This window comes from Lysinibacillus sp. FSL K6-0057 (assembly GCF_038630885.1).
Lineage (GTDB): Bacteria > Bacillota > Bacilli > Bacillales_A > Planococcaceae > Lysinibacillus > Lysinibacillus fusiformis_F.
This window is the reverse complement of sequence record NZ_CP152047.1, coordinates 1-12137: the sequence shown is the minus strand read 5'-3', so window position 1 is coordinate 12137 and position 12137 is coordinate 1. Positions and strand designations below refer to the sequence as shown.

The window sequence follows — 12137 nt, the reverse complement described above, 5'->3', positions numbered from 1 at the left end:
TCGTTTTATCCAGTTTTCAAAGAACAAAAAAATGGTGGAGCCTAGCGGGATCGAACCGCTGACCTCCTGCGTGCAAGGCAGGCGCTCTCCCAGCTGAGCTAAGGCCCCAAGAGGTATATATGGTGGGCCTAAATGGACTCGAACCATCGACCTCACGCTTATCAGGCGTGCGCTCTAACCAGCTGAGCTATAGGCCCTCTTAGAAGTTTTATTATATTTTATAAACCTTCAAAACTGAACGCAAAACGTAATCTTACAAACCCAAGGTTTGTATTCCGAAATAATCCTTAGAAAGGAGGTGATCCAGCCGCACCTTCCGATACGGCTACCTTGTTACGACTTCACCCCAATCATCTATCCCACCTTCGGCGGCTGGCTCCAAAAGGTTACCTCACCGACTTCGGGTGTTACAAACTCTCGTGGTGTGACGGGCGGTGTGTACAAGGCCCGGGAACGTATTCACCGCGGCATGCTGATCCGCGATTACTAGCGATTCCGGCTTCATGTAGGCGAGTTGCAGCCTACAATCCGAACTGAGAACGACTTTATCGGATTAGCTCCCTCTCGCGAGTTGGCAACCGTTTGTATCGTCCATTGTAGCACGTGTGTAGCCCAGGTCATAAGGGGCATGATGATTTGACGTCATCCCCACCTTCCTCCGGTTTGTCACCGGCAGTCACCTTAGAGTGCCCAACTAAATGATGGCAACTAAGATCAAGGGTTGCGCTCGTTGCGGGACTTAACCCAACATCTCACGACACGAGCTGACGACAACCATGCACCACCTGTCACCGTTGCCCCCGAAGGGGAAACTATATCTCTACAGTGGTCAACGGGATGTCAAGACCTGGTAAGGTTCTTCGCGTTGCTTCGAATTAAACCACATGCTCCACCGCTTGTGCGGGCCCCCGTCAATTCCTTTGAGTTTCAGTCTTGCGACCGTACTCCCCAGGCGGAGTGCTTAATGCGTTAGCTGCAGCACTAAGGGGCGGAAACCCCCTAACACTTAGCACTCATCGTTTACGGCGTGGACTACCAGGGTATCTAATCCTGTTTGCTCCCCACGCTTTCGCGCCTCAGTGTCAGTTACAGACCAGATAGTCGCCTTCGCCACTGGTGTTCCTCCAAATCTCTACGCATTTCACCGCTACACTTGGAATTCCACTATCCTCTTCTGCACTCAAGTCTCCCAGTTTCCAATGACCCTCCACGGTTGAGCCGTGGGCTTTCACATCAGACTTAAGAAACCACCTGCGCGCGCTTTACGCCCAATAATTCCGGACAACGCTTGCCACCTACGTATTACCGCGGCTGCTGGCACGTAGTTAGCCGTGGCTTTCTAATAAGGTACCGTCAAGGTACAGCCAGTTACTACTGTACTTGTTCTTCCCTTACAACAGAGTTTTACGAACCGAAATCCTTCTTCACTCACGCGGCGTTGCTCCATCAGGCTTTCGCCCATTGTGGAAGATTCCCTACTGCTGCCTCCCGTAGGAGTCTGGGCCGTGTCTCAGTCCCAGTGTGGCCGATCACCCTCTCAGGTCGGCTACGCATCGTCGCCTTGGTGAGCCGTTACCTCACCAACTAGCTAATGCGCCGCGGGCCCATCCTATAGCGACAGCCGAAACCGTCTTTCAGTGTTTCACCATGAGGTGAAACAAATTATTCGGTATTAGCCCCGGTTTCCCGGAGTTATCCCAAACTATAGGGTAGGTTGCCCACGTGTTACTCACCCGTCCGCCGCTAACGTCGAAGGAGCAAGCTCCTTCTCTGTTCGCTCGACTTGCATGTATTAGGCACGCCGCCAGCGTTCGTCCTGAGCCAGGATCAAACTCTCCATAAAAGAAATTTGATAAGCTCAAATTGTTTTGCTGGCATCAATTTTGATGTCCAAAATTTTTGTTCCGTTCACTAGCCAAAGCTAGCTACTTAAAACTTTATTGATTACGTTTTGCTTGTTCAGTTTTCAAGGTTCATGTTCTTTATTTCACTGTCACCTCTTGGCGACTCATTTATAATATCAAGATTCTAAAATAAAGTCAACACTTTCTCCGAAAATATTTTAATACATTAGATTTGAATGTTTCAAAACACAATCATAGTGAAAATGCCCACTATTTAATGATTAATATTGGTTATCATTTCTTAAGAAAAATACTAAACTGCCGCCTATTAAGAAGGCGTAGACTAAATTTCTTGCACTATATACAGTGAACACCTCACTTCCCTGAAAACCTTTGAATAAAAATAGGCAAGCCATATAATATGGTTTGCCACTTTTTTATAGATTAGTTATGATTCGTGAAATATAAAAACTGCGATTTTTTCCTAAATCAAAAATTTCCCCTGAATGAATTAATTTAATGAGAGGTCGTGTTGGGGCAAATTTATTTACAAACATCACTTCTCCACGTTCTAGATTAGAAAGTTCTACAATCGTCCCTATCGGAAGATCTGCAACAATATCAATTAAAGCACGTACTACTTTAATATCAAACTTTCCAAACTCAGATTCATTAATCATTTCTATAACTTTAAATGAAGATTGCTTCGATCGATACACTCGTTCACACGTCATAGCATGAAAAACATCTGCAACAGCAATGATTTGTGCAAAAATAGAAATATTGGCGATCTTTTCGCTCTTCGGATATCCGCTACCATTTAAACGTTCATGGTGTTGGAAGATGGCTTCTTTCATTGTTTCTTTTAAAATGGTCAGATCTTTCACCATGTTATGGCTATAAGTCGGATGTTTATATATTTCATCATATTCTTGCTCTGTTAAAGGTGTCTTCTTATCTCTGATACGAGGATGTACTTTAGCCATACCACAATCGGCTAATAAACCACCAATGGCTACTTGAATAGTGGTTCCTCTATCATAACCAAGTTTTTGCGCAATAACTGAGGCAATCAAACCAGTTGCTACACAATGATGATACAGGTAGTCTTTAGGGTTTGAATACTCATTTAGATCAAAAATAATAGTACGATCTTCTAGCACCATCTCTACTAAAGGTAAAATAATTGTCCTTGCTTTTGCAATATCTACCTTTGCTCCCGCTTCCCAATTTTTAAATTCCTTTTTAAACTGTTCAACAGAATGATTATAGACTTTTCTAAAGGTTGGAATTTCTTCAATTGTAACTTCGACATCGATTTCATTCTTTTCTAATCGAGTATCATTTTCACTTTTGTAAACTGGGACGTTGAAAATATTAAATGCATGAAAAACTTGCAAGTGTACATAAGAAATCATTGTATCTTTGAATATAATTGGATACTGTGTATTAGCAAATATATCTTCAGAAATTACCTTGCCAACGCCTAGCTCTGAAATCGGAACATGTATAGTTTCCACGGAATGAACACCTCTCCACTATTTCTTGCTTCAAAATAAGGTATTTCCATTTTATCATGGAATTCAAAATAATTACTTATTTTTCATTATTTACGTAAAAAAACCGATGGCGACATTCAATGTTGTCGTCATCGGCTTAAATTATTCTTCTATTTCTTCTTCGTCCTCTAAAGCCTCTTCTGCTTTTTCCACTTTAGCTACAGTTGCAACCAATTCGTCATCTCCTAGTCGAATTAAACGAACTCCCTGCGTACTGCGCCCAATTAGTGAAATATCATTTACATCCATACGAATAAGCATACCATTAATGGTAATAAGCATTAAATCCTCAGAACCATCAACAGTTTTTACAGCCACCATCGGACCATTCTTATCTGTAATTTGGATAGTTTTCAGACCTACACCACCACGACTTTGTAAACGATAGTCCTCTTCAGAAGTACGTTTACCGTAACCTTTTTCGGTTACTACTAAAATTTCTTGTCCTGGCTCAACAATCTCCATACCTACTACTTCGTCACCATCACGCAGCTTAATACCACGAACACCACCAGCTGTACGACCCATAGAACGGATGTCGTCTTCTTGGAAACGAACGAGCATACCGTCACGTGTACCAATAATTACTTGTTTCTCTCCATCCGTTAGACGTACAGAAATAAGATCATCGTCTTCTCTCAAGCTAATAGCTATTAAACCATTTGTTCGGATGTTAGCAAATTGTGATACAGGGGTACGTTTTGTAATACCTGTTTTTGTGGTAAAGATAAAGTAAGCATCTTCATCAAACGACCCAACACGAATCATAGCTGTTACTTTTTCGCCTTTATCTATATTGAGCAAGTTTACGATTGGTAACCCTTTAGCCGTACGACCGAACTCTGGGATTTCATATCCTTTAGCTCTAAATACTTTACCTTTAGACGTAAAGAATAGAATTGTATCGTGGGTTGAAGTATTCATTAGATGCTCTACAAAATCGTCTTCATTTGTACCCATTCCTTGTACACCACGACCGCCACGCTTTTGACTACGATATGTATTCGCAGCTAAACGCTTGATATAGCCATTATGCGTTAAAGTAACAACTGAGTTTTCAACAGGGATTAAATCCTCATCCTCAATCATTTCTAGACCACCTGATGTAATCTCAGTACGACGTATATCATTAAAACGTTCTTTCAGCTCTAAAATTTCAGTACGAATAATATCAACAATTTTCTCTTCATCTGCTAAAATTGCCTTTAATTCAGCTATAAGAACTTGAAGCTCTTGATATTCTGCTTCAATTTTTTCACGCTCTAAGCCACTTAATCGAACTAGGCGCATATCTAAAATAGCTTGAGCCTGACGCTCAGACAAGCTAAAACGTTCCATCAATTGAGGTTTCGCTTCTTCACCACTACGTGAACCACGAATAATAGCAATTATTTCATCAATATGATCCAGTGCAATTCGTAAGCCCTCTAATATATGTGCGCGGTCTTCAGCTTTTCGAAGGTCGAATTCTGTACGACGACGAATAATTACTTTTTGGTGCTCTAAATAATGGTATAGCATTTCCTTTAAGCCTAATACTTTGGGCTGACCATTTACTAAAGACAGCATATTGATACCGAAGCTCGATTGCATAGCTGTTTGTTTATATAGATTATTTAAAACGACATTAGCATTTGCATCTTTACGAATTTCAATGACTACACGCATACCACGACGGTCAGATTCATCACGTAAATTTGTGATACCATCTATTTTTTTATCACGTACAAGCTCTGCAATTTTTTCAATGAGCTTAGCCTTATTCACTTGGTAAGGCAGTTCATGAATAAGAATAGTTTCCTTACCATTTGCCTTTTGCTCAATTTCCACTTTCGCACGAATAATGATGGAACCTCGACCAGTTTCGTAGGCTCTACGTATACCACTACGTCCTAAAATCAATCCTCCAGTAGGAAAATCAGGGCCTGGAATAATTTCCATTAGCTCCTCGGTTGTAATGGCTGGATTTTCAGAAAGTGCTATAACAGCATCGATTGTTTCTCCCAATTGATGTGGAGGAATATTTGTTGCCATACCTACGGCAATCCCTGCAGCACCATTTACTAATAAGTTTGGATAACGACTTGGTAAAACGACTGGTTCTTTTTCAGAGCCGTCATAGTTATCCGTATAGTCAATTGTATTTTTATTAATATCACGAAGCATTTCCATTGCAATGCGAGACATACGTGATTCCGTATAACGCATCGCCGCAGCTCCGTCCCCATCGACAGAACCAAAGTTCCCGTGGCCATCAACAAGCATGTAACGATAGCTAAAATCTTGCGCCATACGTACCATTGCATCATAGATGGAAGAGTCACCATGTGGATGGTACTTACCCATTACATCCCCGACGATACGTGCTGATTTTTTATACGCTTTATCTGCTGTATTTCCTAGCTCTTGCATGCCGTATAAAATACGACGATGAACTGGCTTCAATCCGTCGCGTACATCTGGTAATGCACGCGAAACGATTACACTCATTGCATAATCGAGGAAGGATGTTTCAATTTCTTCTGTTATATTAATTCCTTTTACACCGGAGCGTTCTTGTTCTGACAAAGTGTAGACCTCCCCTCAACTAAAATTAAATATCTAAATTAGCGTATACGGCATTTTCCTCAATAAATTGACGACGAGGTTCAACTTCATCGCCCATTAAACGCTCAAATGCTTGGTTTGCTTTAATTGCATCATCTAATTCTACTTGTAATAATGTGCGGTACTCAGGATCCATTGTTGTTTCCCAAAGTTGCTCAGCGTTCATTTCACCAAGACCTTTATAACGCTGCACATTTGGTTTTGGCATTTTTGGTAGTCGTTCTAAAATTTCTTTTAATGTCTCTTCATCATAGCAGTACTCAATATGTTTACCTTGTTTCACTTGATAAAGTGGTGGCTGTGCAATATAAATATAGCCCGCTTCTATAAGTGGTCGAAGGAAACGGAAGAAGAATGTTAAAAGTAATGTACGGATATGCGCTCCATCAACATCGGCATCTGTCATGATAATGATTTTATGATAACGAGCTTTTTCTAAATTAAACTCCTCACCTATCCCTGTGCCGAATGCTGTAATCATTGCACGGATTTCCGCATTCGATAAAATTTTATCTAGTCGAGCTTTCTCAACGTTAAGAATCTTACCACGTAAAGGCAAAATTGCTTGGAAATGACGGTCACGCCCAGATTTAGCCGAGCCGCCGGCAGAATCACCCTCAACAATATAAATTTCACAATCAGCTGGGTTTGTAGAAGAACAATCAGCTAATTTACCTGGTAAGCTAGATACTTCAAGTGCATTTTTACGACGAGTAAATTCACGTGCCTTTTTAGCAGCTACACGTGCACGAGCTGCCATTAAACCTTTTTCGACAACCTTACGTGCAACAGTTGGATTTTCTAACATAAAACGTTCAAAGCCATCAGAGAATAATGAATTGGTAATTTGACTTACTTCTGAATTCCCTAACTTTGTTTTTGTTTGTCCTTCAAATTGAGGATCTGGGTGTTTAACAGAAACAATAGCTGTTAACCCTTCACGTACATCCTCCCCTGTAAGATTAGCGTCAGATTCTTTGAGCAATCCATTTTTTCGCGCATAGTCATTAATAACGCGAGTAAGGGCTGTTTTAAAACCAGACTCATGTGTACCGCCCTCGTACGTATTAATGTTGTTAGCAAATGAAAAAATATTAGAAGAGAATCCAGCATTATATTGCATGGCAATTTCTACTGTGATGCCATCCTTCTCTCCAAGAACATCAATTGGATCATGGATTGGTTCTTTAGATTGGTTTAAATGCTCAACATAGGAACGAATACCACCTTCATAGTGGTATGTAGTTGAACGAACCTCTTCTTCGCGTTCATCAGCAATCGTAATCTTAATGCCACGATTTAAATAAGCCAATTCTCTAATACGATGAGCTAAAATATCATATTCATAAACAGTTGTTTCTTTAAAAATTTCTGGGTCAGCTTTAAATCGCGTTGTTGTACCATTGTGATCTGTATCACCGATAACTGTTAACTCTTGAATAGTTTTTCCACGTTCAAATTTTATTTCATGGATATGACCTTCACGATGAACTTGGACAATTGTTTCAACAGAGAGTGCATTTACCACGGATGCTCCAACTCCATGAAGACCACCAGAAACTTTATAGCCTCCACCGCCAAATTTACCACCAGCATGTAAAACAGTCATAATAACTTCAACTGCTGGCTTACCCATTTTTTCTTGAATGCTAACTGGAATACCACGACCGTTATCTTCTACGCGGATCCAGTTTTCTTTTTCAATTGTTACTTTTATATCTGTACAAAATCCTGCAAGAGCTTCATCGATACTGTTATCAACAATTTCCCATACTAAATGGTGAAGCCCTTTAGAGCTTGTTGAACCGATATACATCCCTGGTCTTTTACGTACTGCTTCTAAACCTTCTAATACCTGTATCTGATCGGCCTCATAAGCTTGGTTTTGTAAACCTTCGTTCTCTATAGCCACGGCTTTCATCTACTCCTTCATAACATCATTGTGTGTAAATGAATGAACAGTCAACCGAGCTGACTATTACCATTCTTTTGTAATCTAAAAAACTACCCTGGCTAACTTTTTTCAATCGCACCTTGTTTCACGTGGAACAGTTGAGCCTGTTCCATCGTTTCATGATGAATTCCATCCACACTTGTGGTTGTGACAAAGGTTTGGACTTCACCCTGAATGGTATTTAATAAATGCGATTGGCGATAATCATCGAGTTCCGATAAAACATCATCTAAAAGTAGTATGGGTGTTTCGTTTGTTTCTTGTTTAATTAATTCAATTTCAGCAAGTTTTAAAGACAATGCAGTCGTACGTTGTTGTCCTTGTGAACCATATGTTTGAACATCATAGCCATTTACTAAAAACTGCAAATCATCACGGTGTGGACCAACGAGCGTCACACCCCTATCAAATTCACGTTCTCTCGCTTCAATTAATTTTTGATGTAAAGTATTTTCAATTTCACTAGTAGAGTGTTCTTTTTCAATACCAGCTACCGTACGATATTTTATAAGCAGTGTTTCCTTACCTTGCGATATACCTGCGTGTATGGGTTCCGCCCACTCCTGCAATAAATCCATAAATTGAAATCTTTTACGAATAATTTGGGTAGCAGCGTGAATATATTGTTCATTGTAGACCTCATACATCACATCATTTGACATGGACTTGCCTTGGTTCATTTTTAAAAAATGGTTACGTTGTTTTAAAACTTTTTGAAAGGTTAATAAATCATGTAAATAGACAGGCGAAATTTGCCCAATCTCCATATCAATAAAACGGCGACGTATTTGCGGACTTCCCTTTACAACGTTCAAATCCTCTGGCGCAAACATAACGACATTCATTTGACCAATATAATGACTAAGGCGACTTTGCTCTATATGATTTATCTTGCCCTTTTTACCTTTCTTTGTAATCGTAAGTTCGATCGGTAAAATACCATGCCTTTTTTTAACGGCCCCTTCTATTTTACCATAGTCTGAATCCCAACGTATCAATTCTTTATCGTTCGTTGTTCGATGAGACTTAGCCATTGCTAAAACATAGATGGACTCCATAACATTTGTTTTTCCTTGTGCATTTTCACCAATGAAAACATTAATTTTTGGAGAGAAGTTTAAAGCTAAGGCATCATAGTTACGGTAATTTGTAAGTTTTATTTGATCAATATACATAATTTATTGTCCAGTTGGTCCTACGATTTGAAAACGACCACATCCAGGAATATTAACAACGTCTCCGTTACGTAATTTCCGACCTCGACGATCATCTACTTCTCCATTTACATATACAGCATGTTCTTGTAAAAACCACTTGGCCATTCCACCTGAACTAATGGCATCCGTAATTTTTAAAAGCTGCCCTAACGTGATGAACTCCTCATCAATTTTAATGTCCTGCATAGTGTGTTCCCCTCCGAATACAGACTGTCTATCTCTCTATCATACCTAAAATTACGCCATAAGTAAAAAAAGATAGTCACTATGAGCGACTATCTTAACAGATCTTATATTCTTTAGTAAGTTCGTACAGGTAAAATTAATTGTAAAATAGCATCATCATGAACGGAACGTAAAATAAACGGTCTCATTGCCCCAGTAAATTGAATAACTACGTCTTGTCCATCAATTGCTTTTAATGCTTCCATCATATATTTTGCACTGAAAGAGATTTTCAAACCTTCCCCTTCCAATGCTTCTACAGGGATTTCTTCTTGTACTTTACCGATTTCGGGAGAATTAGAAGAAACTTCAACTGCTTGATTATCTAAAATTTCAAACCGTACAACATTATTACGATCTCCTCGTGCAACAAGTGAGGCACGGTCAATAGCTTGTAATAAAGATTTTCCGTTAATCGTTACATTTGTTTGATATTCTTCAGGAATTAGACGAGTTGTATCTGGATAATTTCCTTCCAGTAAGCGAGAGAAGAATAATACATCGCCAGTTTTAAATAATACTTGCTGACTTGTAATAACGATTTGTACAAGATTTGTAGAATCCTCTAATACTTTATTTAATTCGTTCAAACTTTTTCCTGGAATAACAACACTATGTTCAACTTCTGGTAAATTTTCCAGTTGCACTTTACGTCTAGCTAAACGATGACTATCTGTTGCAACACAGATTAAAGTTTCGTTTTTGATCTGCCAGTTTACACCTGTCAACACGGGTCTACTTTCTGAAGTGGCAACAGCAAATACTGTTTCACGAATAATTGTTTTTAAGAGATCAGCTGGAATAGTAAATTTTTGATCTTCTGTTAGCTCTGGTAATAATGGGTATTCTGCAGCATCCGAGCCAATTAAATGGAATTCGGATTTTCCTGAACGAATATGCGTTTGGAAACCAGGTGTCACTTGGATTTCAACATCATTTGTTGGTAATTTACGTACAATTTCATTAAACATACGTGCCTGCACAACAATTGATCCTGTTTCTGTAATGTGAATAATTTGTTGTCCATCTTCTTCAACTGGAATAAATGTTTGAATAGTTATATCAGCATCACTACCTGTTAAGCGGATACCTTCTTCTGTAACGTCAATTTTAATCCCTGTTAAAATCGGAATAGTTGTTTTTGAACTTACTGCTTTCATGACGTCATTTAAACCCTCTAATAAACGGTCACGTAAAATATCAAATTTCATTCGTTTTCCCTCACATATTTATATTATTTATTTATATAAAATAAAAAAGATATAGTAATAGGCCCTGTGGATTTGTGGATAAGTATCTTTTTATGAATAAAATCAGTCTATCCACATGTAGATAGACTGTGTATAAGTTTGTGTTTAACTAAATGGTTTGTCCACAGTATTTACTTCCCTAGCATACTACGAATTTGTTTAACATCTTGTTGAAGCTGAACGTCATTTTTCAACATAGAAGATATTTTTTCGTGCGCATGGATAACAGTCGTATGGTCGCGACCACCAAATTCTTCGCCAATTTTCGGCAGCGAAAAATCTGTTAATTCGCGTGATAAATACATAGCAACTTGACGTGGAAAAGCAATTAGTTTTGTACGTTTTTTGGCAGTGAAATCTTCCAAACGTATACTAAAATGCTCCCCTACCGCATTTTGAATGTCTAATATTGTCACTGTCCGCGGCTTTGAATTTGGAATGATATCCTTCAATGCTTCGGCAGCTAATGTCGCTGTAATATCTTTGTTAACCAGTGAAGAGTAGGCAACGACGCGAATAAGCGCACCTTCAAGCTCCCTAATATTGGAGTCAATCTGGTTCGCAATATAAAGCATTACTTCATTCGGTACCTCTAGACCGTCTGCTTTTGCTTTTTTACGCAAAATAGCGATACGAGTTTCCAAATCGGGTGGCGCAATATCAGTTATTAACCCCCACTCGAAACGTGAACGGAGCCGATCTTCTAAAGTTGGAATCTCCTTTGGAGGTCGGTCACTTGATATAACAATTTGTTTTGATTCTTCATGTAAAGTATTAAAAGTGTGGAAAAATTCTTCTTGAGTTGATTCTTTTCCAGCAAGGAATTGAATATCATCAATTAGCAGTACATCCACATTGCGGTACTTATTGCGAAAATCAAGTGCTTTGTTATCACGAATGGAGTTAATAAATTCATTTGTAAATTTTTCGGATGATAAGTACACCACTTTTGCATTAGGATTATGCTCTAATACATAATGACCAATGGCGTGCATTAAGTGTGTTTTCCCTAGCCCAACGCCCCCATAAATAAAGAAGGGATTATATGCCTTCGCAGGTGCTTCTGCGACAGCTAGCGAAGCTGCATGTGCAAAGCGGTTACCAGAGCCAATAACAAACGTATCAAAAGTATACTTCGGGTTTAACATACCTGGTGAAATATCATGATGTTCATTATTTTTTGCTTGGATAATCGGCGCTGGCAAATCGAAATCGTCCGAATCCTGGTTTTTTTGAACAACAAATTTAATAAGCAAGTCTTCGCCTGTAAGCTCCGTTAATATACCTGTAATCAAATGAATATAATGATTTTCAAGCCAGTCTCGAGCAAACGAATTTGGGGCAGCAATCGTCACAGTGGAACCACTACCATTGTAAGATAGTAACTTTGTAGACTTTAGCCACGTTTCGAAGCTTGGTTTAGAAATTTTTTGTTCAACTTGAGCCAGGACATTGTTCCATAGTTCTTCTAAATGTTCCAA

7 protein-coding genes, 2 tRNA genes and 1 rRNA gene are annotated in these 12137 nt (G+C 39.2%); all 10 read right to left on the bottom strand.

Annotation, left to right across the window (positions count from 1 at the left end; all coding sequences use genetic code 11):
* Positions 1-32: 32 nt before the first annotated feature.
* A tRNA-Ala gene (locus MHB40_RS00050) sits at positions 33-108 on the bottom strand.
* Positions 109-120: 12 nt separating this feature from the next.
* A tRNA-Ile gene (locus tag MHB40_RS00045) sits at positions 121-197 on the bottom strand.
* A 94-nt stretch (positions 198-291) separates the two neighbouring features.
* Positions 292-1843, bottom strand: a 16S ribosomal RNA gene (locus MHB40_RS00040).
* A 438-nt stretch (positions 1844-2281) separates the two neighbouring features.
* A complete protein-coding gene (locus MHB40_RS00035; protein ID WP_342533672.1) occupies positions 2282-3364 on the bottom strand; it encodes an HD-GYP domain-containing protein in 1083 nt (360 codons plus the stop codon).
* A 141-nt stretch (positions 3365-3505) separates the two neighbouring features.
* A complete protein-coding gene (gene gyrA / locus MHB40_RS00030; RefSeq protein WP_205446315.1) occupies positions 3506-5971 on the bottom strand; it encodes a DNA gyrase subunit A in 2466 nt (821 codons plus the stop codon).
* A 25-nt stretch (positions 5972-5996) separates the two neighbouring features.
* Positions 5997-7931, bottom strand: a complete 1935-nt coding sequence (gene gyrB / locus MHB40_RS00025) for a DNA topoisomerase (ATP-hydrolyzing) subunit B (protein WP_342442109.1) — start codon at positions 7929-7931, stop codon at positions 5997-5999.
* Positions 7932-8023: 92 nt separating this feature from the next.
* Entirely contained in the window at positions 8024-9139 is a 1116-nt protein-coding gene (gene recF, locus MHB40_RS00020; RefSeq protein ID WP_205446313.1) for a DNA replication/repair protein RecF, read from the bottom strand.
* A gap of 3 nt (positions 9140-9142) precedes the next feature.
* Positions 9143-9367 carry a S4 domain-containing protein YaaA gene (gene yaaA / locus MHB40_RS00015; protein ID WP_205446312.1) on the bottom strand — a complete coding sequence of 75 codons (225 nt, stop codon included), beginning with the start codon at positions 9365-9367 and terminating at the stop codon, positions 9143-9145.
* Between the two features lie 113 nt (positions 9368-9480).
* Entirely contained in the window at positions 9481-10617 is a 1137-nt protein-coding gene (gene dnaN / locus MHB40_RS00010) for a DNA polymerase III subunit beta (protein WP_004233305.1), read from the bottom strand.
* Positions 10618-10787: 170 nt separating this feature from the next.
* Positions 10788-12137 carry a chromosomal replication initiator protein DnaA gene (dnaA, locus tag MHB40_RS00005; protein ID WP_205446311.1) on the bottom strand — a complete coding sequence of 450 codons (1350 nt, stop codon included), beginning with the start codon at positions 12135-12137 and terminating at the stop codon, positions 10788-10790.

Excerpts from the sequence above, each read along its gene's own strand:
- dnaN (WP_004233305.1), bottom strand. The coding sequence starts at position 10,617 with ATGAAATTTGATATTTTACGTGACCGTTTATTAGAGGGTTTAAATGAC.
- yaaA (WP_205446312.1), bottom strand. The coding sequence starts at position 9,367 with ATGCAGGACATTAAAATTGATGAGGAGTTCATCACGTTAGGGCAGCTT.
- recF (WP_205446313.1), bottom strand. The coding sequence starts at position 9,139 with ATGTATATTGATCAAATAAAACTTACAAATTACCGTAACTATGATGCC.
- gyrB (WP_342442109.1), bottom strand. The coding sequence starts at position 7,931 with ATGAAAGCCGTGGCTATAGAGAACGAAGGTTTACAAAACCAAGCTTAT.